Raw genomic sequence first — 25,302 nt, forward strand, 5'->3', positions numbered from 1 at the left:
CTATCGGATGTGCGAGCCAAAGTTGCCAAGTCATGAGTGGTAAAAGGTCGCTCCACCTCTGGCACTGTTCTGGGGTACTGAGTTGAGGCAAAGTCCAATGCAAGCGCCCTTTAGCGAAACGATACCAGTGGTCAATCGCTTTCTCGACGGTAGTAAAGCTGCCAGAATGAGGATAAAACAGGCGTAGACAGTCCCACCCACGCAAATACTGCTCGGATAAGCAGGGGAGGCAGGGGAGGCAGGGGAAGCAAAACTCTTCCCCTGCCTCCATTTCTCCCCCTGCTCCCCCTGCTTGTCTCAAGCAAGAAATTCCTTAACCGAGCAGTATTGCCACCCACGCTAACCATAACAGAACGCACACCCAAAGCAGAAAATTGGACTGAAAGGAGAAATCACCATGACCCTGACAATGACACCCACTATTACCGCCTTTGAACGGTCGCCTGATGGCGGCAAGGGACTGGCGCGTGACATGCGCGTTCGCTGGGCACTCGAAGAAGTGGGTCAACCTTACAACGTTCGTCTTGTTTCGTTCAGTGAGATGAAGCAACCCGCGCACCGTGCGCTTCATCCTTTCGGGCAAATTCCAACCTATGAGTCAGGTGATCTCACCCTGTTCGAGTCGGGGGCGATCGTGTTGCATATCGCGGAGCGCCATACAGGGCTGTTGCCAGACGATGCGAATAGTCGAGCGCGAGCGATCGCATGGATGTTTGCCGCACTTAACACAATGGAGCCGCCAATCGTTGATCGGGAAATCGCCACGTACTTAGAGCGTGATGAGGCCTGGTACGAGCAGCGCCTGCGTGTCCTCGAAGGTCGCATCCGTAACCGACTGGGAGAACTTTCCAGTCACCTTGGAGATGCCGACTGGCTCGATGGCGCATTCAGCGCAGGCGACCTTATGATGGTGGAAGTGCTGCTCAGGTTGAAAGACTTGGGTATGCTGGACGACTATCCGAATCTCTCTACCTATGTCGCCCGTGGCGAAGCGCGACCCGCCTTCAAGCGTGCTTTCGCCGCTCAATTAGCGGTTTTCACTGGCAAGCAACCGACTGGCTGACTAGCGCAAAAGATAGATATAACACTATTGCCCATAGTGTTACATCGAAAGCTTGTCCGTTTAATTACTTATTAAATCTGAAGAACCCCACCCTGCTAAAGCTACGCTTTGTCTGCCTTTCGTGCAAGCGGCTTCTCGAATCGGGGTTAAAGAGTTTATTTGTTTGTAGTGAAAAAATGGGTGAGTTAAACTTGCCTAACCCACCCAATAAAACTAAACACTAGAGAAATTAGCCATTAAAAACGCGACTGCGCCACTTATTCAACCGGGCTTCCCCAATTGTCGGAGACCGCCGGGAATCAGCAATTTGCTCTTGCAAAGCTGCAATCTGTTTTTCTTGGGCGTCAGCTTGCTGTTGCAAAGATGTATATTCACCTGTGCTAGTCGAATTTGTAAAGTAAAAATAAAATTTATGTAGGGAGCTAGTGCTTTGCTTTGGTTTCTAAAGTTGTGGCAACTGGTGAATCAGCGCACTCAAGAGGATATTGTGTTAAATACATATTTCAAGATGATTTGTCACTAAAATACAAATCAAAGCATCTAACGCACCACTAGATAAAATGGTGCGTTAGGTTAAAGCCATAACACACCCTACTTAATATTTATTAATTACTGGTTATTGATATTAACTTCTCAAGTTTCGGGGAGTTTTTTAGTTACATTTTCTAACAAACTTAGACGGCTAACTGTTAATAACTAATAGCTAATCACAATCGAAAATTAGCAACTAGAGATTAACAATTAGCCGTCAACCCCCTTGGGGAGTATTTAAAATTCAAAACTTAATTTTGAATTGGAGTATAGATGTCTGTCAGAATAATTTCCGCAGAATAGTAACTCTCAAGCACGCTCATCAAATCTAGTGTATGAACCACCGTATTTTATCCAGTATTGTTTCAAAGTATGATGAGGTGTATGTAAACTAGCTTTTGCCTGATATAAAATAACTTGGCGATGATCGCCCATCCAGATTTTATGAATGGGGTCAACGGATATTACTGTTCCTCCTAAAGAAGCAGCACATTCAGAAAATCTCTCAATCGTTGTATATTCTAATGTCTCGAATATAAAAAAGTTACCCGAACAAATCAAATGGCGGCTGCGAATCCAGCAACGCATTTTTCTTTCAGCCTGTGGAGGTAACATTTTGGTTTTAACAGATTCAAACTGAATCAACATAATGCGCTCACCGCAGGTAATTCATCAGCAAAACTTTCCCGTTTTTCAAATTGCAATGGGCCAGCGGTAGATCCCCATATTTGCTTGTGGGTTTCAATATCCATACCTTTATCTAGACTTATCCAAGTACGCTCGGTTATTTCTACTTCGCTGACAAGATATGTCTGGCATCCGTTGCGTTGAATCAGACATTGATTGCCGGGTTCCACACTGCCTCGAAACATTTCACCTTCTCGTTGGAAAACCATTGAACAGTGATAACGCCGTTCGATACTTTCTGGGGTGATGGTTTTGAGGATATCTAATTCACGAGCTGCACCTGCATAAAGCATCTGGTCTTTCAAGCTGTAATTTTCGATATAAATGCGATCGCCCAAATCGACTAGTCGATGTACTCCTTGACGATAGGGTGTCCATAAATCGTGGTCATAAGCTTGTTCAGAATAGAAACCGATACCAGAAAAAAATTCAATCGGTAAAGGACGAAAATAAATGTGAATGTGGGCGTAAAGTTGCGGATTTGCAAAAGATTGCTTGTAGTTGCTAAAATCTCCTGCCATCCAACAGGCTAAGGTGAGCAAATCGCTAGCGTTAGTGCTAGATTCGCTGGGCGCTATCGTCACGTCGCTTCGCTCCAAATTCAAAATTCAAAATTCACGGCATAAAATCCCCATACTTCGACAAGCTCAGTAACCATAAATAAATTTAGGAGCTTGTATTTTTTTATGTTTTAACCTGATATTGCTAACTTGTTGAACTTGACAAAGAGCGAATTTCTGAAGAAAAGGAAGCTGTTGTCACGCCTTTACCATCACTGGTTTTAATCGTCGCTACCCGAAATCGGAGATTTGGGTTAGCAAACCAAATTCGCTCCTCAGCCGCAGCGAGTTCATACTCTGTGAGCAGGGTAAAAATACCATCGTCACTCAGATGATATTTAGCCACTGCTGGAATTGTTTCGGCGTATCCCTTGTCCCGCAAGAGTTTGCCTCTAGAAGGATTTTGGACATCGGGAATTGGTACTAGTACAGTACTGCCAGAGATTGGTTTATCGTCCCAGTCTGACTCACCTTCCCAAGTCATCCGAAAGGGGTGAGTGATACTAGCGGGTTCGGTGTTATACAATTGACAGATTGCTACCACTGCTGGATCGTTGGTGGATAGAGACTGAATTTCAATGTTAGACAATACTTCTTCAAAGTGGGCGAATGCTAAATGATGAGCGCTACGCTGCGATCGCCATCCTCCAATTGAAAGTTCAAAAAAGTCAGTAATTTCCATTAGAAAAGTGATCTTAAAAAAGTAGCTTAAAATTCAAGAGATATCTTAGCTAAAAAGTTATTCTCCTAGTCTATATGTTAGCCTTGTTGACCATTCAAACTATCTCCCAGTTAACAACTAAATTTTATGAGAAGGATATTCAGCAGATGTTAAAAAACTTTACATCATGGTGACAAAGGAGAGGACATATAGACTTTAAATCCTTATTAGTCGTGATGATTTTAAGTTTTTGCATCGTTCACCTTTACATATTCTGATACGATGCCGAAACCATATTTATTAAAATTTGTTAAGTTAAATAATAGTTTAAAAAAATCTCAGCTTTTTTTTAGTATTTGATTTCCGATTGGGATACAAGTGATGGTATTGTGTCATTCCCTTGAGCAAAAGTATTAATCGTGCTGAGTCACGCAAGTTGATCTCAATAAGTGGGCATGAATAAATTCAACTATATTACGCAATGTAAAATTAAGTAAGATTGTCTTTTAGTAAGAGCTTCAGTCCTGACTAGCAACCTTTAATTATTCATGCCCACTTAAGTTATCGAATTTGGAAAGTAGCCAGTTGGCTGATTAAATGGTCAAAATAAGGAGCAATTTGCTGCTGATTGGCTTGGCAGCGTTTCAAACTAGCAGCCTTGATGCTTTTTAAACCTAAAACCATTGCATCCAATGGAACTTGTAATTCCTGATAGAGCAAATTCATATAGTGCAGTCCTGTGGGATTTGTATATTCAGCGTGGCCACCTGCGATGCCATAAGTAATACAGCGGAGAAAATGCCAAAAATCTCGCCAGCAAGCTTGGGCGCGTTCAGCTGGATAAAGACCGCCTCCAGGCTGGATTATTTCGGGATAATTTGCCAAAACTTCTTCCCTAGATTCATCAACGATTTCGGCTGCGCGATCGCGTAACAATTGAGCAACAGGAATCAACTCAGAATTATCGGGTGACAAGGTTTTAATCTGCAAAAAATCTTCATTGCTCAGGTAGCGAAAAGCATCATCCGCAGCTTGAAATATGGCGTAGACGCGCAGCGGCTTGTCGTCAGACATCGCTGCTTGTGGATGGGACTGTTCCCACTCAGCAAAGCTGACAATTCTAGCTTTGGCGATTAATTCTTTAACGGTTTTGCTTAATTGAGTCACGTCGCTTTGCTCCAAATTAAAAATTAAAAATTCAAAATGAAATAACTCTTGCTTCCTCTTTCCCAATGCCTCATACCCGTGATTCAATCTTCTTAGAATGCGATCGCCATTTAGTGACATCTGTAAAATAAAGAATAGCTGTACCAAATGCACTTATGGAAATCCATAAAATCCAAGCTGAACTGAAGAACCCAGATTTTCACTATCGTCTAAAGGCGATCGCTGCTCTCAATAGTTATGAATCAGAAGTTGCAGTTCCTCTGCTCACCAGTAAACTTCGTGACTCAGAATTTCTAGTGCGTTCTTTTGTGGCTAGGGGTTTGGGTAATCAACAATCAGCGGAATCTTTTGCGGCTTTGATGCAAATTATGAAATTTGATGATACCCCCAACTTGCGGGCGGAGGCGGCAAATTCTTTATCGCAATTTGGTAGAGTCGCAGTTTCTCATCTAGTTCTGGCATATTATCAGGATGACCACTGGCTAGTTAGGCGGTGCATTTTGGCTGCGATCGCTGAAATGGATTGCCCTGAAGAACTATTTGATATCTGCGTTCAGGGTTTAAGAGATGAAGATTTCACAGTTCAGGAATCTTCTGTTGATGCACTTGGCTTACTGGCTAATTCTAGCCAACGCTCCACGCAGATTAGCACCTTGTAAATCTGCATTTCGTAAAGAAGCTGTATTCAGAAAAGCACCATTGAGATTAGCACCCGGCCCTACCGCTCCCGAAGCTTTGTAGTTATATTCTTCCGGCCATTTCGTTTGTGAATCATAACGCGCTACTTGGAGTTTGGCTCCCTCCAAATTTGCACCACTCAGATTTGCTTGTTGGAGATCGGCACGGTTTAAATAGGCTCCCTGCAAATTAGCCCCACTCAAATCGGCTCCTTGCAGATTAGCGCCTCGCAAATCAGCCCCACTCAAATCGACATTACTCTTTGTTTCTCATAAATGAGACGTGCATGATTGCCATAACTTATTTTCATGCAAGGGTTAACAAATCATGCTCCATGTATAAGCCTTTCCTGGAATTTTTAGAAAAAGAGCTATTTCAGCGGTTTGATTTACAAAGTAGGGTCATTCCTCCTGGTTTGGAATTCAAAGTTAGCGATCGCGGCAGAAACCCAGCAATTATTCGCAGTTGGTGTTACCAATGTCAAGAGTTGCGGAAAATTCGTTATACCTACATTGATGCTGGGGAAAGCGCTCAAATTTTTAACAGCGTGATTTATCCCAGTCATCACTACGATTTACCTCTGTTAGGGATTGATTTTTTATCCTTTGGGAAAGTCAAAAACCTGATTTTGCTTGATTTTCAGCCTTTATTTCAGGATGAAAATTATCAAAAAAAATATATAGTTCCGCTGAAATCTCTGCATGATAAATACCCGGATTTGGCACAAAACTTAGAAATGAAGTTTTACGATGCCAACCAGTATTTTTCTAAATACCTATTGTTTGCCAAAACCGACCCTGAAACAGTGTCAACGCGGGTTTTTGAAGCTTTTCAGGATTATTTAAACTTGTATTGGCAAATGTTAGCAGATGCCAAACCGCTCCAAGACCCTGAAGATATCCAGCGGATTGTCAAAGCCCAAAAAGACTATGACCAATATAGTGCAGACCGCGATCCAGCATCTGGTTTGTTTAGCAGTTACTTTGGTCATCAATGGGCAGAACGCTTTCTCCATGAGTTCTTATTTGAAGATGCTGTTCCGCTAGCAGTCGGTGCCGGCAAAAGATGAAGGCAGAAGTTCTTTAATTATTAATTTTGAATTTTGAATTTTGAATTTTGAATTCGGAGCGAAGCGACGTGACACTCTATCAGCCATTTCTTGATTATGCGATCGCGTTTGGATTTACAGCTTTATCCTATCCCCAGTGGGTTTGAGTCCAAGAGTGCTGTTGTTGTGGGCAAGGGATGTTTAAACGCTTCTATGGTGCGGAATGGACTGAAGAGTATATCCACGGATTTTTATTTGATCTAGAGAGAAAACTAACAGCCATCAACTAGAGGCTCTTTAAACACACATTCAGCGCTGAGTACCTCGTTAATAAAGACTCATCCAAGTAACGTTAAACTGGGAAAATAATCTAAGTTATACCAATTCAAAAAAATTTTGCGACATGATGTTTCAAATTGGTATTAGCTGTAATCAACCTAGTTTGTCTTTATAATGGTTTCCACCTTTCCCAATCCCGCTTCTGTTGATCTATCTCGCATCCGACTTTCGATCCGCTCATTGCAACCGCAATTAGTAGAGTGGCGGCGGCGATTGCATCAACAACCAGAGTTGGGTTTTCAAGAAAAACTGACTGCTGAGTTTGTATCACAAAAGCTGCAAGAATGGGGAATCGAGCATCAAACTGGCATTGCCCACACTGGCATTGTTGCCACCATCCAAGGCAACAAACTTCCTGACTCGCGACTTCCGACTCCCCAAGTTTTAGCGATTCGCGCGGATATGGATGCTTTGCCAATCCAAGAACTCAACGAAGTACCATACAAATCGCAGCATGATGGAGTGATGCACGCTTGTGGACATGATGGACATACAGCGATCGCTTTAGGTACAGCTTATTATCTCCAGCAGCATCGCCAAGACTTCTCTGGTGTTGTAAAAATTATCTTTCAGCCAGCAGAAGAATCACCAGGAGGCGCAAAGCCGATGATTGAAGCTGGAGTTTTGAGAAACCCAGATGTTGATGCGATTATTGGTTTGCACTTGTGGAATAATTTGCCTTTAGGAACAGTGGGTGTGCGTGCTGGCGCATTGATGGCAGCTGTGGAATGCTTTAACTGCACAATTTTGGGCAAAGGTGGACACGGCGCACTACCCCATCAAACTGTTGACTCCGTTGTTGTTGCTGCCCAAATCGTCAATGCTTTGCAAACTATTGTCGCTCGGAATGTTAATCCCATTGATTCAGCAGTAGTGACAGTGGGAGAACTTCACGCTGGAACCAAACGTAATGTAATTGCTGATACAGCGAGAATGAGTGCTACTGTCAGGTATTTTAATCCTAGTTTGAAAGGCTTTTTTAACCAGCGTGTCGAGCAGATTATTGCTGGAATTTGTCAGAGTCATGGTGCCAATTATGACTTAGAATATTGGTCACTTTATCCACCAGTAATTAATGATATTAAAATAGCAGAACTAGTGCGATCTGTCGCAGAAGAAGTCGTAGAAACTCCTCTGGGTATTGTGCCAGAATGCCAAACTATGGCTGCTGAAGATATGTCATTTTTCTTAGAAGAAGTTCCTGGTTGTTATTTCTTTCTCGGTTCTGCTAATCCCGCGAAAGACTTAGCATATCCCCATCATCATCCCCGGTTTGATTTTGACGAAACTGCTTTAGCAATGGGTGTGGAAATATTTATTAGATGCGTGGAAAAGCACTTTGTTTCATGTCATTAGTCATTAGTCATTAGTCATTAGTCATTTGTCATTAGTCCGTTGTAGTCACAAATGACAAATGACCAAGGACGACCATAACAAAAATTTTCACAATCTCATTTAGGATTGCTATATCTCTAATTCGTGACTATCGGTTTCTCTTTATTGCTAACTTCTAAAGGCAGGAAAATCGTCATCACTTCCCCATAGTGTGGGCGTTGACGCACAATTAGTTTGCCACCGATCGCCTGAAACAAATGCTTGGTTGCAGCGATATTCAAACTAATCGTACCTGTTTCTGGTTGGAACATTAGCAGTTGACCTAGAGCCTTGCGAATTGGTGGTGTTGCAGATCTAGTGGCTTTATTTGAATCTTTGCACCGGAATTCAGGCGATAATTGTAACTTCAGTTGATCTCCAGCGGGGATAACTTGTACTTGAATATGGCTGCCAGCGGGTAAGCTGCGAGTAAAATTTTCCATCAAACCAGTGAGAACCTGATCCAACATGATAGGATTGCTTACCACTGTCGGTAGTTGCTGGGGTAAAACAACATTTAAAGTTAAGTTCCGCCGATGCGCAGCTTGTTCCCACCGGGGAATACTCTGCTGCAACACTTGATCTAAAGACATCGGTGTGAGTTGAGTCTTTGACGATTTTGCTGAGGCAGTAGTTTCTAGTTCTGCGGCCTTAAACAGCAATTCCATGCGGTCAATTTGCTCGGTACACTCGTGATCGATAACTTTTAAGCGATTGATCACACTAGCATCTAAGTCTCGCCGCTTCAACAGCAGACGAGTCATGGTGCGAATAGTTGTTAAAGGTGTGCGAACTTCGTGAGCAAAGGCTTGGAGCAATTCTACATCAGGATTTGGGGATTGGGGATTGGGGAAAACTCTTCTCCCCTGCTCCACTGCTCCTCTGCTCCCCTGCTCCCCTACTTCTTCCCCAGTCCCTAGTGAAGATTCTCTAGTCTCTTCTGGTTCTGTTAATTCTTGAAGCAACAACTGGCTAAAGTGAATCATCATGCGGTAGTCTGGTGCTACCGGAGAATACTGTTCTACTAATGCGTCCAAGCGGGCGAAAAATTCTGGATTAGCCAGCATTACGCGTGCCCCTAGCGATCGCCAAGCCTGCTGCACTATCTCTGGCTCAAAAGAAAATGAAAAGGTTTTTTTACCGTTTTTGTGGGTTGCTAAAACCAGCACTAATCTAAATTTATCTGTAAAAACTAAGCAAAACTGTTCTGCACCTAGAGGATCGGCAGGTAGTAAAGGAAGTACCGAATCATGGGGAGCAATGTCTTCATTTACAAATGCGTTGGCGTAGTCTGCCGCAGGTATCGCACCTGGCATCTGAAATGGCATCAGCGCCAAAGGGTTAAATGGTTTTGCTGTAAAAGTTACTGTTTGTAAACTTTGAGTCAATTTTGGTTGACTAAACAAGGGTGCTGGTGCAGCTAAAACTAATCCTTGGGTTGTGTTAACTGAAGCGTCTGCTAAAGTATTTAATAGCAAATGTTCTGTCGCTGCGAGGCTGATACGCCACTGCTGCTCTGCTTTAGCAGGTGAACATTCTGCCACACTTGATTGATTTTCAGCCAAGATTTCGCTCAGGCTTGGCAATATCCATTGGTACACAGGCTTTCACCCCTTAATTCAAGAGTGACTAACAGCGTCTAGGTTAGACATTTCACTACTATCTAAGAGGTTATAGCTATTTGTATACTGGTGACAGTGGTAGAACCGAACAATTCAGGAGCAATTCCCCTCTAACTGCGATGTCTACGACGGGCTACGCCTAGGCACTTAGGGGCTGAAAAACATTGGCACTGACTTTTACCGATAGGCGTGGCGATCGCCGACTGATAATTGTGCTGGTTTCGCTACTCGAGTTGGGATTCTAATTACAAACTCTGCACCTTGTCCCGGTGATGAAATACATTGCAAAGATCCACCATGCTTGTCAGTAATTATCTGGTAACTTATTGATAGACCCATGCCAGTCCCCTTCCCAACTGCTTTCGTGGTGAAAAAAGGGTCAAATAAACGCGACTGAATTTCTTGGGGAATTCCTACTCCATTATCAGCAATCCGAATAATTACATTTTCATTTACCTGTTCAGAAGAAATGCGAATCAAGGGATTTGGACAAATTTCTTTTTGGAAACAATCTTCTAAAGCATCGATTGCATTTGCCAAGAGATTCATAAATACCTGATTCAGTTGCCCTGCAAAACACTGAATTTGAGGTATTTCACCGTATTCTTTAACCACTTTAATTTCAGGGCGATTATTTTGTAATTTCAGACGGTGTTGCAAAATTAACAGAGTACTTTCGATTCCTTCATGGAGATCAACCGTTTTAAACTCAGCTTCATCCAAACGAGAGAAAATTCGGAGACTGAGAACAATTTCCCGAATGCGTTTAGCCCCCATCTTCATTGAGGTTAACATCTTAGGTAAATCTTCTATTAGGTACTCAATATCTGCTTCTTCGTGAGCATTTTTAATTTCTGGCTCTGGGTTGGGATAATAATTTTGATAAAGCTTAATTAACAACAGCAGCTGTTGAGTATAATCATCAGTGTACTGGATGTTACCGTAGATAAAATTAACTGGATTGTTGATTTCATGGGCAATTCCCGCCACTAGTTGACCCAGACTCGACATTTTTTCAGATTGAATTAATTGAATTTGGGTTTTTTGCAGGTCTTTCAGAGCTTGCTGAAGTTCTGCTTCTGCCTGGTGACGCTCAACAATTTCATCTCGTAATTGTTCGTTAGCATTGACCAACTCATCTCTGGAATGTTGCAGATCGTCTGCCATTTTATTGAAGGAGGTAGCTAACTCGCCAATCTCATCCTGGGAGCGAATATTAACTCTGGTATCCAGCTTACCTTCAGTCAGATTTACCACCCCTTCTTGGAGTTGTTTAATCGGTTTTGAAATGCTTCTAGAAATCAAATAGCCTAATAATAGTGCCAGTATGCCACATACCAAACTGATAACCGACGTGGCAACAATATTTTTATGGGCTGTTGCTAGGGCTGCTTCATAAAGCGGTGTATATTCTAGAATTACTGCACCAATTGTTTCACCTTTGCCAGTCTTAAAAGGAACAGCAATTAATCGAATCCCATTTGGGTACGAAGGACTGAACTCAATGTATGTTCTTGGTATATCATCTTGAATAGTTTTACTAACTTCATTATTGGGATCGTGATCTAATCTCGTACCAATGTCTTCTGGAACTACATCTGCCAGAATGATTTTATTGCGGTCTACAATCTCCAAATCGCGCTGACGTTTCTTGTGTAGCGAGATAACATGCTCTTGCAATTCAGTTAGCATCTTATCTCGCGATTCCATTCCGTGGTATTCATCATGTTCATGACTTACGAAATATCCCACTAGTCCAGCAACTTCTTCAGCCTCTTGTTGAGCAATATATTTAGCTATCTTCAATTGTTGATGAGCATTAATCGCACCAGTAATTACTGAGAGAGTAGCTATTCCTAAAATTCCCGAAATTAATTTCTGACTAATTTTCATTCCTTGCTCAAAACCTTAAGTGCTGACTACTGTGCTAATTCAGTTTTCGGGAGTTTGCCCTTTTCCTAAAATTCCCACTTATCAGCCTGAAAGCTACAGAATCAACAGCCATTAGCCAAATCTTTAATCTGGTTCTTTTTGGAACTCCGTTTTGGACAAACTATGCTTGCAACACAAAATCTGATGCCCTGAGAGTTGGCGCACCAGTTAAAGTTGCAAATAAACCACCACTACCAAAACCAGCCGCGCTGCCATTTTGGTTGTAGAATAACTGCCCAATCACGGGATCGTAGACAATTTTTGCCGTGCTAGTCCCCGCTAAATTAGTGATTTGAAAATCATTGAGATTACTAAAACCTGTTCCCGCAGCAGAAGCGATGCCTACGGCAACCCGTTCGCGTAGCGTCTCCGACAGGAGAAGCGGGAACGCACCAAAGGTAGTCTTATCCAATACAATCTTGTCACCTTCAGAACTGTTGAAATCAGCGATCGCATCAACACCAACAACAGTGCTAGTCAACTCAACATTGCTGTTGTAAACGAAAAAGTCAGCACCTACACCACCGATAAGAACATCATCGCCTCTGCCACCGATGAGAATATCATCGCCTTCTCCGCCCCGCAATAGGTCATCACCACTATTACCATTAATGATGTCGTTACCACTTTGACCATTAATTACATCGTTAGAGTTGTCAAAACCCGCGACGTTATTGTTAAGGTCATTGAGGAAGGTAACAGTGTTCTTGTTAAAAAGATTAGTTTGAGTGGAGTTGGCATTGTAGACATCAAAACTGTCAGTTACACTGGTCTGTCCATCAAACAAGATATTACCAATTGCTGGTCGTGAACCATTTTTTGGTAGGTTATCCAGGTTTTCTAATTGCAAGTTTTGCAGGGTAACTTTCGTAGAAGCCGCATCTAAAAAGGTGAGTTCTAAATTATTACCATTTTGAGTAAGTTGCAATTTATCGGCAGTCAAACCACTACCAATAAATTGCAACGTATCCAGTTGGTCGATCGCTGTTGCTGATGGATTTGAGCCAATACCAGTACCAGCAAAATCGGTGATAGTGTCATCACCATCGCCAAGGCGGAAGACAAAAGTATCATTGCCCTTGCCACCGGAGATGGTATCATTGGCTGCCAAACACTACGTAGCTCTCCTCTGCATTACCCTGACCATTGGGGTCGGCACCTATTGCCCCGATAATCAGGTCGTCGAAGCCGTCGCCGTTAATGTCCCCCGCATTGCTGACAGAACTGCCTGAGAAGTCACCCAAATCAATGCCGTTAATCACAAAGCCGTTGCTGCCATTAAGCTCGGATAGATTTAAAACTGCATTAACCATTGTTGTTGATTCTCCTTCGTTGTGTTGTTTGTCGGCTGTAAAGACTTGAAATTCCACGTCTCTCATCCCATCGTTACCATCCGTCGAATTTCATCACTCTTAAAGCCGATCGCCATTGGACGACGCACCCCTGGTAGCGCCACCACGTCGTATAATTCCAGTACCACTCCCTCCATTCGCAGGGAATGCACAATATCACCGCTTTTCAGGTCAATTACCAGTAGCCCACAGCGAGGTTCAGCATTTTTTTGAAATAATTTTTCGTCTAGAGGCAAACCACTAAAAGTCTTGTTATGCCTGGGCTGAGAAACTCCAACGATCGCAAAGTCGCCATGAAATGCACAACCACGCATAGTATTTCATTCGTCTATTGAAAACTTGATACGTTGTCAAATTTTGCCTGTCTTTTGACAAAAACCTAATTTTCTCTTGTGCCAGTAATAATTTTGTGATATAAAATTGTGCTAAAACATACATAAACTATTTTTATATATAATTTGAGAACATCTTTGCACAAGCAATAATCACGTTCATCCAAGCTTTATATCCGTTAGCGAGTTAGACGCTTTTGCGTCGCTAACGCTGCGCTATCGAGCGTCACAGCTTGTCGTAGACATCGTATTTTTTAGGTAGATTAGCAATAGACTATCTCAAGGGCACTTTATGACTTCTTTTGATTCAGCTAAAGATTTGGTACTAGTTGCTGGTGCTACAGGTGGAGTCGGGCAATTAGTGGTAGGCAAGTTACTCGAAAAGGGTTTAAAAGTTCGCGTTCTGACACGCAATGCTGCAAAAGCTGAAGAGATGTTTAACCAAAAAGTGGAAATTGTCGTTGGCGATATCCGCCAGCCAGCTACATTGCCAGCTGCAATGCCAGGTGTTACCCACATCATCAATTGTACTGGAACTACTGCCTTTCCCTCTGCGCGATGGGAGTTTGACCAATCCCCGAACTTGATTGAATGGGGAATTATTTTCCTTAATCCCAAATCTAGTGAAGCAAAAGCAAAAAATAGTCCGGCAAAAATCGATGCTGAAGGTGTCAGCAATCTAGTAGCAGCAGCACCCCAGAATTTGAAGCGATTCGTTTTCGTCTCTTCTTGTGGAATTCTCCGTAAAAATCAGTTTCCTTTTAGTATTCTTAATGGTTTTGGCGTGTTGGATGCCAAACAAAAAGGTGAAGAGTCCATTATTAATTCAGGATTGCCCTACACCATTATCCGCCCAGGACGCCTCATTGACGGCCCCTATACCTCATACGACCTCAACACCCTCCTTAAGGCAAAAACTGGGGGTAAATACGGTGTGGTTATAGGCACTGGGGATACACTTTCGGGAGATGCCAGCCGGATTGACGTAGCAAACGCTTGTGTAGAATGCCTTTTTCAGCCAAGTAGTTCTAGGAAAATTTTTGAAATAGTCAACCAAGGACAAAGACCACCTGTAATTGACTGGGAAACTCTTTTTTCTGGGATTTAGTAACTCCTGAGTGCTGAGTGCTGAGTGCTGAGTTTTGAGTGCTGAGTGCTGAGTGCTGAGTTTTGAGTGCTGAGTTATTATTCTCTCCCCATACCCTATGCCCCATGCCCAATCCTCACTGCTTCTGTAGTTTATTGCCTCAAAAGACGGCAAACACCACTCGGACGTTACGGTTCACCCTAATTACTGAAAGTATTAATTCTTCTACATTAGACAGAGTGAAGACAAATTAATCCATGAACCAACTAAAAACACAATTTAGTTAGTTTAACCGTCCCAAGCAAGGTTCGGGAAACCACCCTTCATGGACTGGCTACCACTAAGGTTCAGTATATATATCAGCATAGTCTGGAGTTTTAACCCCAGGAAAGCCAAAACAAAGGTGTTCATGCTGAACTGGCTGATTTCTTGACCCTGTTGGTTCAAAATTTAGTGCTTTATATTCTCATTCATTCATTTGTAGTTATACGGAGCCAGCACCTAAAATGGCAAAAGTAGTTGGAATTGACTTAGGAACAACGAACTCCTGCGTGGCAGTGATGGAAGGTGGTAAACCCACAGTAATTGCTAATGCTGAAGGTTTTCGGACAACGCCATCAGTAGTCGCATTTGCGAAAAATGGCGACAACTTGGTTGGACAAATCGCCAAACGCCAAGCGGTGATGAACCCCGAAAATACGTTTTACTCAGTCAAACGCTTTATCGGTCGCCGCTACGATGAAGTTAGTAATGAAGCTACGGAAGTTTCTTACAAAGTTCTCAGCAGCAACGGCAATGTCAAATTAGATTGTCCAATCGCTGGTAAACCGTTTGCTCCTGAAGAAATTTCTGCAAAAGTTCTTCGCAAACTAGTTGAAGATGCCAGCAAATACTTGGGTGAAACCGTAACCCAAGCTGTAATCACCGTTCCCGCATACTTCAACGATTCCCAGCGACAAGCGACAAAAGACGCTGGGAAAATTGCCGGGATTGAAGTTCTGCGGATTATCAACGAGCCTACCGCTGCTTCTCTGGCTTATGGATTTGACAAGAAGAGTAACGAAACCATCCTAGTCTTTGACCTTGGTGGTGGTACTTTCGACGTATCCGTGCTGGAAGTAGGAGACGGAGTTTTTGAAGTACTAGCCACATCTGGTGATACCCACCTTGGTGGTGACGACTTTGATAAAAAAATAGTTGACTTCTTAGCTGAGAAGTTCAAGAAAGCCGAAGGTATTGACCTGCGGAAAGACAAACAAGCTTTACAACGTCTGACGGAAGCCGCAGAAAAAGCCAAAATTGAGCTTTCTAGCGTCACCCAAGCAGAAATTAACCTACCATTTATTACCGCAACCCAGGACGGGCCCAAGCACCTGGATACAACCCTGACTCGCGCTCAGTTTGAAGAACTTTGCTCTGACTTAATCGACCGTTGTCGTATTCCTGTGGAAAACGCCCTCCGCGATGCCAAGTTAACCAAAGGCGATATTGACGAAGTGGTGTTAGTTGGTGGTTCTACCCGGATTCCCGCAGTCCACCAGATTGTGAAGCAGGTATTGGGTAAAGACCCCAACCAAAGTGTTAACCCTGATGAAGTTGTAGCAGTTGGTGCAGCTATTCAAGCCGGCGTACTGGCTGGTGATGTAACTGGCATCTTGCTGTTAGATGTAACACCTCTATCTTTGGGTGTGGAAACATTGGGCGGCGTGATGACCAAAATTATCCCCCGCAACACCACAATTCCTACCAAGAAATCGGAAGTCTTCTCCACCGCTGTGGATGGACAAACTAACGTAGAAATTCACGTTCTTCAAGGTGAACGCGAATTCTCTAACGATAACAAGAGCTTGGGAACTTTCCGCCTCGATGGTATTCCTCCTGCACCACGTGGCGTTCCTCAAATTGAAGTGGTCTTCGACATTGACGCTAACGGTATCCTTAACGTCACCGCTAAGGACAAAGGTACTGGTAAAGAACAGTCCATCAGCATAACCGGCGCTTCCACTCTGGATAAAAATGACGTTGACCGGATGGTAAGAGAAGCTGAACAGAACGCTTCATCTGATAAAGAGCGGCGTGAAAAGATTGAACGCAAGAACCAAGCCGATTCTTTGGCATACCAAGCTGAAAAGCAGTTACAAGAATTGGGCGATAAAGTTCCCGATGCTGACAAGACTAAAGTCGAAGGTTTAGTGAAAGAAGTGCGGGAAGCAGTTGCTAAAGAAGACGATGAGCAAATCAAGAAGCTCACACCAGAATTGCAACAAGCGTTATTCGCTGTTGGTAGCAACATCTATCAACAAGCTGGTGCTAGTGCTAGTGCCGGTGCGGGTGCTGGTGCTACATCTGGTGGTGAACCTCAAGATAGTAGCAGTTCCTCTAGTTCTAGTAACGGCGACGATGTGATTGACGCTGATTTTACAGAGAGCAAATAATTCCTCTACTTCTTTTGGGAAGATTGTTTTGTTCGACCTCATATTACCCATTCAGGCAAATGCCTGGGTGGGGATTTTTTTTAGGAGTTAGGGGTTAGGGGTTAGGAGTTAGGAGTTAGACTAGAACTAATATTGGTAACTCTTGATCTTAATTCTTAACTTTATTCCTAACTCCTCACTCTCAACTCCTAACTCCCTTATGTCATATCCACAAGCACCTTGGATACTCCAAGGTTATGCCATCCAAACTCTGCATTTGGTAAATGTTGACCAAGTGCGCCGTTTGATTCCCTTAGAGTTAGAAATTATTTCTGTATGGCCTGGTAAAACTCTCGGTAGCGTGTATTTATCTAATTACGGGTCAGGCTCGGTACTGGAGTACAGCGAGTTAATTGTTGTCCCAGCTTTGGTTAATTACCAGAGCAAAATCGGCGCTTGGATTTCTCACATTTATGTAGATAATGCTGATTCGGTGGCTGGTGGTCGAGAAATTTGGGGACTACCAAAGGAACTAGCTAAGTTTACCTGGGAACAAGGAAAGTATGTTACTGTGCATCAGGAAAACCGGAAATTGTGTAGTCTTAATTATAATCAACAAAGCTTTGCATGGAGACAGTGGTTAAGTGCCTCTAGTTTCAGCGTCAAGGGTGCCGATTTGCTGATGTTCCCTGCTGAAGTGGAGTCTGTATTAGGTTTGATTGGTTCTAAGTTAGAAATCCCCGCCGAAAGTCCTTTTTCTGGAATAGGTTTAGGTCAGCCTTGGTTAACTGTGCGCTATGAGCAGATGAGTTTGCGGGTTGATGGGCCAAAAGTGGTAGGTCAGATGGGTATGAATACTTCTCGGTTAGGCATTTTTAATTCGGAATCGGGTTTTGGGAAAAGGGAAAAGGGTAAGGGTTAAAGGTTTTTTCTTTCCCCTTTTCTCTTAGCCTTTTACACTTAACCGAAATGGATTCTTAATAAAATTTAGTAATAGCAATGACCTAATTATACCAATTCAATTAATGATTGCAACACATCCTTGGCTAAAGACGCGATGCATCGCGTCTCTACAAATGGTCTATTTGTTGCATTCTTTTTTCAAATTGGTATTATTTTATGCGATCGCACTTTCAAGAACAGCATCATTTTAGGCAATGGCTGCGGCGAATGTAGCGATCGCTATTTTCCACCTTGGGATTATAAAATATACTAACTTCCCAACATCTGCAAGTTATGTAAAGTGGCATAAAGCCCTCCTTGTTGCAGTAGTTGCTCGTGACTTCCCTGTTCGATTAATTCGCCACGCTTGAGAACAAAAATCCGGTCTACATTGCGAATTGTAGACAAGCGGTGAGCGATAATAATGGCGGTACGTCTGAGCAAAAGCTGATTTAATGCCTCTTGAACTGAAGCTTCTGTGCCAACATCTAAACTAGCGGTAGCCTCATCTAGTACCAAAATTTGCGGATTGCGAATGGCAGCCCGCGCAAAGGCTAAAAGTTGCTTTTGACCACTAGAAATATTTGTGCCCCGTTCTCGAAGTTGAGTATCATAACCTTGGGGTAATTCTTCTATAAACTGGGCAATGTTGGTTTCTTCGGCTGCTTGTTGAATCTGTTCAATGGTGTAGCCATCTCCTAAAGAAATGTTGCTTTTAACATCGCCAGCAAACAAAAAGCCTTCTTGTAAAATTACTGCCATGTAACGCCGCAGTTCTGCTTGTGGTACTTCCCGAATATCAACGCCATCTATGAGAATGCGTCCTTGGGTGGGTTCGTAGAGGCGGCACAAAAGACGGATAATGGAAGTTTTACCCGCGCCGGTGGGGCCGACTAATGCCACTTTTTCACCAGGGTGAATGGTGAAATCTAAGTCTTTAATTACATAATCATCATTTTTGTAAGCAAACCAGACATGATCGAAGCGAATCTCTCCCAGTTCTGGGGGAGAAGTGAGGTCTGGGGATTCTAGATTTGCTAGGATTTCGTCTATGTAGCCAAATTTCGCATCAAATATTGAGAAGCGAACATTGGCGCGATCGCGAATTTCTATCGGTTCGTCTAATATATCGCCTACGCGTTCAATGGCAGTGAAACCAGCTTGAATTACTGTAAATTTTTCGGCAAAAGCCCTTAAAGGGTCAAATAATCGCTGGGCATACAATATAAATGTCGATAAAGTCCCGAAAGTCAAGTTTTTTTCAAACAGCAACCAACCACCCACGCATAAAACACCTGCGATCGCAATCAGTCCAATCCATTCTAAGGTTGCGGAAACAAATGAATCATAAAAGATGGTTTTATCCATTTGCTGAGTGTAGTGGCTGTTTGTCGCACGAAACAATTCGGCATTAAATTTTTCTCTACGGAACAACTGTACGACGTTAATACCAAGCACATTTTCTTGTAGCTGTGAATTCAGGGTCGAAAGTTCTTCTCGCCCTTTGTAATTGGCTTTGCGGTACTGTTTTTGAATGTAAACAATTACCCAGCTAGTTGGTAACAGCATCAATACCAGCAAGCAAGAAAGTTGCCACTGGATAGAAAACATTAAACCCAAAGTCACCAGCATTAAAAACAAATCGGATATAATGCCAACCGCCCCAGTCGAAAAGACATCGCCTAACACTTCCACATCGCTGGTGATTCTGGTAATTAATTTACCTACGGGTGTGCGGTCAAAAAAGCGCACTGCTAGAGATGTTACATGCTGAAATAAGTCTTGGCGAATTGCTGCGGTGATTTGTTGTCCTAGCTTTTGGACTATATAACCTTGAAAACCTGTCAACATCAATTGGATGGCGATCGCAATTACCAGTAATCCCTCTAGGATATTCAGCCCTTGCGAGAAGGGACGATTCCTGAAAAATTCGTAAGTGCTTGGTTCGTTACGAATCAAGGAGATTACTTGGCCAATCAAGAAAGGTTGTACGGCATTAGCTAGTGCGATCGGTACGAGTAGACACATCGACAGCGCCAGTAGCCGTCCGTTACGACGGGCATAAGGCACCAAACGCAAAAATAACCGCCAGTCATTCTCACGGCGACGATCTGGTGTATAAGATTTTTTGAGAGATTGGTAGATGCTCATAGTAAGAGCATTATATTAATGTTTGGAAAAAAACACGCTTGTTTAAAGTAGCGTTTATTTTTCTACTCTGATACCATGCCTGAGATAGAGACTGCAAGATTACTACTAAGACCCGATATTCCTCAAGATTTGGATGATTTCCTTTACATTTTGCAATCTTAAAACTATCAGTCCCCTACCCAGAAATGTTGCCACTGTTTAATTTAATTTGGCGGCTCAAAACGATTCACAACCGCAGCCCACAGAATCATTGACGAACCAAATCAGACAGGCGTTTTGCAAATCCTTCACACCCTCATCCCCTAACCCCTTCTCCCTTGGGAGAAGGGGAATTGAATGTTTAGCTCCCCTCTCACGGATGGGAGAGGGGCTGGGGGTGAGGGCAAAACGTTGTCACCAAGCGGGTTTAGCGTTAAGTTGACACCAATGACTGCTATGCGCCCCTACAGTATTTGTATTAATTGCTTCATAAATATTCCTGTAAGTATGAAACAATAGCATACTTATCTGTTTACGTCTTATATCTAAAGATAGAAGATCGAGGTGAAAATTTGGGAAACCTAAGAGGGGTTCATGCCCAAGAGATGTCTTGCCTACTTATCGCAGAATGCAACTGAGGTCAGATGATACAACCTTTAAATCAAGTCAAAGAGTGGGAACAACGTCGTGATGAAGCAAACCGCTACTACCAGCGAGGGAAATTTCAGGAATCTCTCGACCTTGCAACCAAAAATTTACACTTGGCTAGAGCAATTCCAGACCGAGCTAGAGAAGGTTATACATTAAACGACCTCGGTTTAGCTCACCTCAGTTGCTGGCAACCTCAAAAAGCATTAGAGCGCTTTTATCAGGCGCTTTCGGTTGCTGTTGAAATTGGCAACACGCCAGCAGAGGCCACTGCACTTAGCAATCTGGGTTCTACCTACAGCCGTCTTGGACGCTTTTCGCAAGCGTTGGAATATTTTGACAAAGCACTGCCAATCTTTAGGCGATCGCAAGATACCCAAAGTGAAGTTTCTACTCTTAATGATGTCGCGCTAATTTATACGCGGTTAGGAGAACCAAAACGGGCACTGTTGCTACAACACCAAATTTTGAGGATGCGCCGATTGTTAGGTGACTTTTCTGGTGAGGCAACAACGCTCAATGGCATTGGGTTTGCCTACAATGTCTTAGGCAAGTTTGAGCAAGCGCTAGAATTTTTTCAAGCAGCACTGCCAATTCAACGAGCTGTGAAGAGTTTGCTTGGAGAAGCAACGACCTTAAACAATATTGCTTCTGTATATCATGATTTAGGACAACCAAAACAAGCCCTGTTGCTCTACTATCAAGTTCTTTTGACACGTCGAGCAATTAGCGATCGCGCAGGTGTTGCAACAACCCTTCACAACATTGGTTTTACCTACACCACCCTGGCAGAACATCGCCAAGCAATGAAGTTCTACAAGCAAGCCATTGTGATTTATCAAGAACTCGGCGATAATCTCGGAGAAATTTCAACCTTGCTAAATATGGGAAGCGTTTACGCCACTACAAAACGCAAAAAAATGGCGCGATCGTGCTACCAAAATGCCCAAGAGTTAGCAGAGCAAATTGAATATCAGCCACTTTTAGAAAAAGTACAGCAGTTCATAGATTCTCTATAGCTTCCAGTTCCCTTCTCCCATGTTGGGAGAAGGGGTTAGGGGATGAGGGCAACTCTACTAGTGAAATTAAATATGCGTTATGCAAAACCCTTGTAGAGACGTAGCAAGTGCTACGTCTCTAGATTCTTTTTTACCCTAGCTACAATACCAAAGTTGTAGCTAGAAGAAAAACATCTATGAAAGCTTACGAAATTCAAAGCAACGCCGGAATTGATGCCCTGGCATTAGTCGATCGCCCCCAAGCAAAACCCGCACCTGGACAAGTTCTGATCCAAGTGAAGGCAACATCCTTAAATTATCGCGATCTGCTGGTTATTGAAGGAGCTTACGGTGCTGGACAGAAATATCCGTTAATTCCCATGTCTGACGGTGCGGGAGAAGTTGTGGCAGTGGGGGAAGGTGTGACACGGGTAAAAATAGGCGATCGCGTCGCTGGTATTTTCTTCCAAGACTGGATTTATGGCTCTTTAACCAAAGAGAAAATGAAATCCGATCTCGGAGGCGGTATCGATGGAATGCTAGCTGAGTATGTCGTATTACACCAAGATGGTTTAGTAATATTACCTGATTACCTATCCTACATTGAAGGCGCAACTTTACCCTGTGCAGCAGTCACAGCTTGGCATGGACTAGTAACAAAAGGCAATATTGGTGCAGGTGATAGTGTTTTATTACTCGGTACTGGAGGAGTTTCAATTTTTGCTCTCCAGTTTGCTAAGATACATGGTGCGAGAGCGATTATTACTTCTAGCAGTGATGAAAAGTTGGCGCGAGCCAAACAGCTTGGTGCTGACGAGACAATTAACTACAAAGCAACACCAGATTGGGAAAAGCAAGTTTATCAATTAACCAATCGCACGGGTGTAGATCATGTAGTTGAGGTAGGCGGTGCAGGTACTCTGCCAAAATCGTTACAAGCAGCCCGCATTGGAGGACGTATTAGTTTGATTGGCGTATTATCTGGCAGAGGAAATGAGATTGACCCTATGCCAATACTTTTTAAGAGTTTAACAGTTCAGGGGATTTATGTTGGTAGTCGAGAAATGTTTGAGGCGATGAATCAGGCGATGCAACAGCATCAAATCAAACCGATTATCGATCGAGTTTTTCCCTTCACTGAAGCACGAGAGGCTTATCATTACCTCAAAAGCGCGGCTCACTTCGGTAAAGTCGTAATTCGCAATTCGTAATTTTAAAGAGTTTAATTCTATGTTTCAAGTGGGGTTTGAATTCCCAGTTGAAACATAGTTATACCAATTGGAGAAAAGAATGCGACAGATAGACCATTTGTAGAGACGCGATTCATCGCGTCTTTACCCAAGGATGTATTGCAATCATTAATTGAATTGGTATTATGAATTACATTTAAACAGCAGCGAGAGTAGGCGCAGCGAATTTAGCATATCGCTCGATGTAGAATTCTTTAGAGTGAGCGATCGCTTTCACAGACTCACGCTCTTTCAAAGCATGTTTCCACTGGCGTAGACGGGTAAATTGCTCTGGTATTCCAAAGCCGCGATACTGCTTCAGTGCAGCCCAGCGCTCAAACCAAGGGAAGTAGGTGAAATCGACCAAACTGATAGATTCACCAAACCAGTAAGGGCCTTCTCCAGAAAGCTTTGCTAAACCTTCGTTTTCAATGAATTCCAGGTGTTTATATAGTTCCTGTTTAGCTTCTTCTTGTTTTTCGGGATCTGAACTCCGCAGCAGGGTAGAAAAAGCGGGAACGAATCTGGTGTTAGCAAAATCGATCCAGATGCGAGCTTGTGCCCTATCAATGGGGTTACTAGGTAACAGTGGTGGATTGGGAAATACCTCATCAAGATATTCGTTAATTACTGCTGACTCCCAAACTCGGTTATCGTCATGAGTTATTGCAGGCACTTTACCATAGGGGGAAACTTTGGTAAACCCTTCAGGCTTATTCTGCAAATCAATCTCAATCAAATCGAAGTCGATGCCTTTCTCTTGGAGTACCAAGCGGGTACGGTGAGCATAAGGACAAACAACTGCACTGTATACTTTAATATCAGCCATGTTTAAGTTCCTTGGTAAATAGGACTTGTTAATCAGCATTGGGAATTGAATTTTCATCCAAAATCCCAAATCTTAAATTGTTAGTGTCGCAAACTCTTGTTGAAGCGAATGTAGCGTGAAAAATTATCGACACTAACCAAACTTTTAATAATCAAAGGTTCGTAGTAAGGACTTTAGTGCTTAGAAAATAAGGACTAAAGTCCTTACTACAAACTTGCCTTGACTCGTTTCTGAACAATTCACACTCACTACTCAGCACTCAGCACTCACTACTCATAACCTGGATTTCTCACTAGTGAGAAATCCAAGGGGTGTGGGAGGTGTGGGAGGTGTGGGAGGTGTGGGAGGATGGGGAAGAAGTCTTACCCCCCACACTCCCCACACTCCCCACACTCCTCTTCCCCCTCTGCCTACACTATGCGTGAGAAATCCGGGATAACTCTTATGGTGCTGGGTTTGGCGACTGAGCATCAACTATATCCAACTCTTCCAAAATGTCTTTGTCGAGAACTACATTCACACTTTCTAAATTCTCTTTCAGTTGTTCCAATGTGGTAGCACCGATAATTGTGCTAGGCACAAACCAACGACTCCGCACAAATGCTAAGGCTAGATGCGCTGGACTTAGTTGATGGCGCTTGGCAATTTCTATATAAGCTGACACAGCTTGACTGACTTTCGGTTTCAGATAGCGCTGACCAAAATTTTCAAATAAAGTGACTCTGGCTTTCTCTGGTTTGCCGTTGAGATATTTGCCAGTTAAGAAGCCAAATGCTAAAGGACTATAAGCTAGTAACCCAATTTCTTCGTGATAAACTGCTTCTGCTAAGGCTCCATCAAATACTCTATTCAACAAGTTGTAAGCATTTTGAATCGAAACAACTTTGGGCAATCCTAATTGTTTAGCAGCGTTACTAAACTGGGCAACTCCCCAAGGGGTTTCGTTACTCAAACCGATATAGCGAATTTTCCCAGCCTTAATTACATCGTCAAAAACTGCTAGCTGTTCAGCAATGGGAACCGTTTCTCCCACCTGAGTCGGATCGAACACCGTTTGTCCAAACCGTGGCACGTAGCGATCTGGCCAGTGGATTTGATACAGATCGATATAATCTGTCTGTAATCTTTTTAAACTATCATCTACAGCTTGTTTGATATTATCACGATCGATTGCTTTGGCTCCTCCACGTACCCATTTAAAGCCTCGACCAGGGCCAGCAATTTTAGTAGCTATAATAGCCTGCAACCGTCTTCATAAACTAGAGGAGCGGTTGGCTCGCTGGTTACTGACAGTTTCCGATCGTCTCGAATCAGAGGAATTTCTACTTACACAAGAATTTATTGCCCAAATGTTAGGTGTACGTCGCCCTGGTGTCACTAAAGCAGCTAAGCTAAAACACATTTAATTTGCATATTAAAATTTTCTCAATGTCTTGTGGGGTGGGCATCTTGCCCGCCCTAATTATGCAACTTTAATGCTGATTAGCTTAGCACTCTGAGCCAAGCCGGAATGATTACCTACAAGCGTGGTCAGATTAACATCCTGCATCGAGAAGCTTTAGAAAAAACCTCCTGCGAATGTTATCAGATTATAGAAAACGAATTTGTTCGTTTATTGGGCAATAAGCCCCATAAAAGGCAAAAATAATTTCTTTTAAGCTTCTAATACGAAACTGCAC

24 protein-coding genes and 2 pseudogenes are annotated in these 25,302 nt (G+C 42.9%); 12 read left to right on the forward strand and 14 right to left on the reverse strand.

What is annotated here, in order from left to right:
• Nucleotides 1-397: 397 nt before the first annotated feature.
• On the forward strand, nucleotides 398-1,063 hold the full coding sequence (locus tag CDG76_RS10555; RefSeq protein WP_223265204.1) for a glutathione S-transferase family protein: 666 nt from the start codon (nucleotides 398-400) through the stop codon (nucleotides 1,061-1,063).
• A 229-nt stretch (nucleotides 1,064-1,292) separates the two neighbouring features.
• Here CDG76_RS10555 and CDG76_RS39040 read toward each other — a convergent pair whose 3' ends face one another.
• From CDG76_RS39040 to CDG76_RS10575, 5 genes are all read right to left on the reverse strand, one after another.
• On the reverse strand, nucleotides 1,293-1,424 hold the full coding sequence (locus CDG76_RS39040) for a hypothetical protein (RefSeq protein ID WP_262984318.1): 132 nt from the start codon (nucleotides 1,422-1,424) through the stop codon (nucleotides 1,293-1,295).
• A 479-nt stretch (nucleotides 1,425-1,903) separates the two neighbouring features.
• A complete protein-coding gene (locus CDG76_RS10560; protein ID WP_442946372.1) occupies nucleotides 1,904-2,209 on the reverse strand; it encodes a CpeR family transcriptional regulator in 306 nt (101 codons plus the stop codon).
• Nucleotides 2,210-2,235: 26 nt separating this feature from the next.
• Nucleotides 2,236-2,865, reverse strand: a complete 630-nt coding sequence (locus CDG76_RS10565) for a chromophore lyase CpcT/CpeT (RefSeq protein ID WP_094348989.1) — start codon at nucleotides 2,863-2,865, stop codon at nucleotides 2,236-2,238.
• A gap of 121 nt (nucleotides 2,866-2,986) precedes the next feature.
• Nucleotides 2,987-3,523: a phycobiliprotein lyase gene (locus tag CDG76_RS10570; protein WP_094348990.1), complete on the reverse strand. Its 537-nt coding sequence runs from the start codon at nucleotides 3,521-3,523 to the stop codon at nucleotides 2,987-2,989.
• Between the two features lie 540 nt (nucleotides 3,524-4,063).
• On the reverse strand, nucleotides 4,064-4,669 hold the full coding sequence (locus CDG76_RS10575; RefSeq protein ID WP_094349395.1) for a phycobilisome protein: 606 nt from the start codon (nucleotides 4,667-4,669) through the stop codon (nucleotides 4,064-4,066).
• Between the two features lie 155 nt (nucleotides 4,670-4,824).
• Here CDG76_RS10575 and CDG76_RS10580 point away from each other — a divergent pair, with 155 nt between their 5' ends.
• Nucleotides 4,825-5,328: a HEAT repeat domain-containing protein gene (locus tag CDG76_RS10580; protein WP_094348991.1), complete on the forward strand. Its 504-nt coding sequence runs from the start codon at nucleotides 4,825-4,827 to the stop codon at nucleotides 5,326-5,328.
• Here CDG76_RS10580 and CDG76_RS10585 read toward each other — a convergent pair.
• Nucleotides 5,281-5,595: a pentapeptide repeat-containing protein gene (locus tag CDG76_RS10585; RefSeq protein WP_223265205.1), complete on the reverse strand. Its 315-nt coding sequence runs from the start codon at nucleotides 5,593-5,595 to the stop codon at nucleotides 5,281-5,283. The two genes, CDG76_RS10580 and CDG76_RS10585, sit on opposite strands and share 48 nt — an antisense overlap.
• 86 nt (nucleotides 5,596-5,681) lie before the next feature.
• Between CDG76_RS10585 and CDG76_RS10590 the strand changes: the two genes are divergently transcribed.
• Nucleotides 5,682-6,416: a 15,16-dihydrobiliverdin:ferredoxin oxidoreductase gene (locus CDG76_RS10590; RefSeq protein WP_094348992.1), complete on the forward strand. Its 735-nt coding sequence runs from the start codon at nucleotides 5,682-5,684 to the stop codon at nucleotides 6,414-6,416.
• Nucleotides 6,417-6,848: 432 nt separating this feature from the next.
• Complete coding sequence (locus CDG76_RS10595) at nucleotides 6,849-8,090, forward strand: M20 family metallopeptidase (protein WP_094348993.1); 1,242 nt, start codon at nucleotides 6,849-6,851, stop codon at nucleotides 8,088-8,090.
• A gap of 116 nt (nucleotides 8,091-8,206) precedes the next feature.
• Here the strand turns inward: CDG76_RS10595 and CDG76_RS10600 are convergent, their stop codons facing one another.
• The 5 genes from CDG76_RS10600 to CDG76_RS10615 form a co-directional block, all read right to left on the reverse strand.
• Nucleotides 8,207-9,709 carry a sensor histidine kinase gene (locus CDG76_RS10600; RefSeq protein ID WP_094348994.1) on the reverse strand — a complete coding sequence of 501 codons (1,503 nt, stop codon included), beginning with the start codon at nucleotides 9,707-9,709 and terminating at the stop codon, nucleotides 8,207-8,209.
• Between the two features lie 198 nt (nucleotides 9,710-9,907).
• The gene (locus CDG76_RS10605; protein WP_094348995.1) at nucleotides 9,908-11,623 is read right to left on the reverse strand and encodes a HAMP domain-containing sensor histidine kinase; all 1,716 of its coding nucleotides are present in this window, start codon (nucleotides 11,621-11,623) and stop codon (nucleotides 9,908-9,910) included.
• Between the two features lie 160 nt (nucleotides 11,624-11,783).
• On the reverse strand, nucleotides 11,784-12,773 hold the full coding sequence (locus tag CDG76_RS10610) for a calcium-binding protein (RefSeq protein ID WP_223265206.1): 990 nt from the start codon (nucleotides 12,771-12,773) through the stop codon (nucleotides 11,784-11,786).
• Entirely contained in the window at nucleotides 12,760-13,041 is a 282-nt protein-coding gene (locus tag CDG76_RS38245) for an integrin alpha (protein ID WP_223265207.1), read from the reverse strand. Before CDG76_RS38245 ends, CDG76_RS10610 begins: the two co-directional genes overlap by 14 nt.
• A complete protein-coding gene (locus CDG76_RS10615) occupies nucleotides 13,038-13,328 on the reverse strand; it encodes a DUF4915 domain-containing protein (protein ID WP_223265208.1) in 291 nt (96 codons plus the stop codon). The genes CDG76_RS38245 and CDG76_RS10615 overlap by 4 nt, the downstream gene beginning before the upstream one ends.
• A gap of 310 nt (nucleotides 13,329-13,638) precedes the next feature.
• On the opposite strand from CDG76_RS10615, the gene CDG76_RS10620 reads away from it, so the two are divergent.
• The 4 genes from CDG76_RS10620 (at nucleotide 13,639) to CDG76_RS37235 (ending at nucleotide 18,063) form a co-directional block, all read left to right on the forward strand.
• Entirely contained in the window at nucleotides 13,639-14,454 is an 816-nt protein-coding gene (locus CDG76_RS10620; RefSeq protein ID WP_094348996.1) for an SDR family oxidoreductase, read from the forward strand.
• A gap of 485 nt (nucleotides 14,455-14,939) precedes the next feature.
• Nucleotides 14,940-16,868 carry a molecular chaperone DnaK gene (gene dnaK / locus CDG76_RS10625; RefSeq protein ID WP_094348997.1) on the forward strand — a complete coding sequence of 643 codons (1,929 nt, stop codon included), beginning with the start codon at nucleotides 14,940-14,942 and terminating at the stop codon, nucleotides 16,866-16,868.
• Between the two features lie 199 nt (nucleotides 16,869-17,067).
• Nucleotides 17,068-17,769 (forward strand): acetoacetate decarboxylase family protein, encoded by a 702-nt coding sequence (locus CDG76_RS10630; protein WP_094348998.1) that lies wholly within the window; start codon nucleotides 17,068-17,070, stop codon nucleotides 17,767-17,769.
• 120 nt (nucleotides 17,770-17,889) lie between these two features.
• Nucleotides 17,890-18,063 carry a hypothetical protein gene (locus tag CDG76_RS37235; protein ID WP_190240818.1) on the forward strand — a complete coding sequence of 58 codons (174 nt, stop codon included), beginning with the start codon at nucleotides 17,890-17,892 and terminating at the stop codon, nucleotides 18,061-18,063.
• Here the strand turns inward: CDG76_RS37235 and CDG76_RS10635 are convergent.
• On the reverse strand, nucleotides 18,060-19,940 hold the full coding sequence (locus tag CDG76_RS10635; RefSeq protein WP_094348999.1) for an ABC transporter ATP-binding protein: 1,881 nt from the start codon (nucleotides 19,938-19,940) through the stop codon (nucleotides 18,060-18,062). The two genes, CDG76_RS37235 and CDG76_RS10635, sit on opposite strands and share 4 nt — an antisense overlap.
• A gap of 623 nt (nucleotides 19,941-20,563) precedes the next feature.
• Between CDG76_RS10635 and CDG76_RS10640 the strand changes: the two genes are divergently transcribed.
• Together CDG76_RS10640 and CDG76_RS10645 are read left to right on the forward strand one after the other, a co-directional pair.
• Nucleotides 20,564-21,586 carry a tetratricopeptide repeat protein gene (locus CDG76_RS10640; RefSeq protein WP_094349000.1) on the forward strand — a complete coding sequence of 341 codons (1,023 nt, stop codon included), beginning with the start codon at nucleotides 20,564-20,566 and terminating at the stop codon, nucleotides 21,584-21,586.
• A gap of 176 nt (nucleotides 21,587-21,762) precedes the next feature.
• Nucleotides 21,763-22,776: a zinc-dependent alcohol dehydrogenase family protein gene (locus tag CDG76_RS10645; protein ID WP_094349001.1), complete on the forward strand. Its 1,014-nt coding sequence runs from the start codon at nucleotides 21,763-21,765 to the stop codon at nucleotides 22,774-22,776.
• A 175-nt stretch (nucleotides 22,777-22,951) separates the two neighbouring features.
• Here CDG76_RS10645 and CDG76_RS10650 read toward each other — a convergent pair whose 3' ends face one another.
• Nucleotides 22,952-23,623 (reverse strand): glutathione S-transferase family protein, encoded by a 672-nt coding sequence (locus CDG76_RS10650; protein ID WP_094349002.1) that lies wholly within the window; start codon nucleotides 23,621-23,623, stop codon nucleotides 22,952-22,954.
• 295 nt (nucleotides 23,624-23,918) lie between these two features.
• Here CDG76_RS10650 and CDG76_RS37240 point away from each other — a divergent pair, with 295 nt between their 5' ends.
• A complete protein-coding gene (locus CDG76_RS37240; RefSeq protein ID WP_190240819.1) occupies nucleotides 23,919-24,062 on the forward strand; it encodes a hypothetical protein in 144 nt (47 codons plus the stop codon).
• A 3-nt stretch (nucleotides 24,063-24,065) separates the two neighbouring features.
• On the opposite strand, the pseudogene CDG76_RS10655 reads toward CDG76_RS37240, so the two are convergent.
• Nucleotides 24,066-24,875, reverse strand: a pseudogene (locus tag CDG76_RS10655) (aldo/keto reductase); the annotation flags it as partial.
• Here CDG76_RS10655 and CDG76_RS39595 point away from each other — a divergent pair.
• Nucleotides 24,862-25,271 (forward strand): annotated as a pseudogene (locus tag CDG76_RS39595) (Crp/Fnr family transcriptional regulator); the annotation flags it as partial. The pseudogenes CDG76_RS10655 and CDG76_RS39595 overlap by 14 nt on opposite strands.
• Nucleotides 25,272-25,302 lie beyond the last annotated feature (31 nt).

Origin of the sequence: Nostoc sp. 'Peltigera membranacea cyanobiont' 210A (assembly GCF_002246015.1) — a bacterium.
Classification (GTDB): Bacteria; Cyanobacteriota; Cyanobacteriia; order Cyanobacteriales; family Nostocaceae; genus Nostoc.

What these genes read in the sequence shown, in the direction of transcription:
- CDG76_RS10630 (WP_094348998.1), top strand. Translation starts at nt 17,068, where the DNA reads ATGTCATATCCACAAGCACCTTGGATACTCCAAGGTTATGCCATCCAA.
- CDG76_RS10560 (WP_442946372.1), bottom strand. Translation starts at nt 2,209, where the DNA reads ATGTTACCTCCACAGGCTGAAAGAAAAATGCGTTGCTGGATTCGCAGC.
- CDG76_RS10590 (WP_094348992.1), top strand. Translation starts at nt 5,682, where the DNA reads ATGTATAAGCCTTTCCTGGAATTTTTAGAAAAAGAGCTATTTCAGCGG.
- dnaK (WP_094348997.1), top strand. Translation starts at nt 14,940, where the DNA reads ATGGCAAAAGTAGTTGGAATTGACTTAGGAACAACGAACTCCTGCGTG.
- CDG76_RS10580 (WP_094348991.1), top strand. Translation starts at nt 4,825, where the DNA reads ATGGAAATCCATAAAATCCAAGCTGAACTGAAGAACCCAGATTTTCAC.
- CDG76_RS10570 (WP_094348990.1), bottom strand. Translation starts at nt 3,523, where the DNA reads ATGGAAATTACTGACTTTTTTGAACTTTCAATTGGAGGATGGCGATCG.
- CDG76_RS10640 (WP_094349000.1), top strand. Translation starts at nt 20,564, where the DNA reads ATGATACAACCTTTAAATCAAGTCAAAGAGTGGGAACAACGTCGTGAT.
- CDG76_RS10645 (WP_094349001.1), top strand. Translation starts at nt 21,763, where the DNA reads ATGAAAGCTTACGAAATTCAAAGCAACGCCGGAATTGATGCCCTGGCA.
- CDG76_RS10595 (WP_094348993.1), top strand. Translation starts at nt 6,849, where the DNA reads ATGGTTTCCACCTTTCCCAATCCCGCTTCTGTTGATCTATCTCGCATC.
- CDG76_RS10635 (WP_094348999.1), bottom strand. Translation starts at nt 19,940, where the DNA reads ATGAGCATCTACCAATCTCTCAAAAAATCTTATACACCAGATCGTCGC.
- CDG76_RS38245 (WP_223265207.1), bottom strand. Translation starts at nt 13,041, where the DNA reads ATGAGAGACGTGGAATTTCAAGTCTTTACAGCCGACAAACAACACAAC.
- CDG76_RS10615 (WP_223265208.1), bottom strand. Translation starts at nt 13,328, where the DNA reads ATGCGTGGTTGTGCATTTCATGGCGACTTTGCGATCGTTGGAGTTTCT.
- CDG76_RS10620 (WP_094348996.1), top strand. Translation starts at nt 13,639, where the DNA reads ATGACTTCTTTTGATTCAGCTAAAGATTTGGTACTAGTTGCTGGTGCT.
- CDG76_RS10650 (WP_094349002.1), bottom strand. Translation starts at nt 23,623, where the DNA reads ATGGCTGATATTAAAGTATACAGTGCAGTTGTTTGTCCTTATGCTCAC.
- CDG76_RS10605 (WP_094348995.1), bottom strand. Translation starts at nt 11,623, where the DNA reads ATGAAAATTAGTCAGAAATTAATTTCGGGAATTTTAGGAATAGCTACT.
- CDG76_RS10555 (WP_223265204.1), top strand. Translation starts at nt 398, where the DNA reads ATGACCCTGACAATGACACCCACTATTACCGCCTTTGAACGGTCGCCT.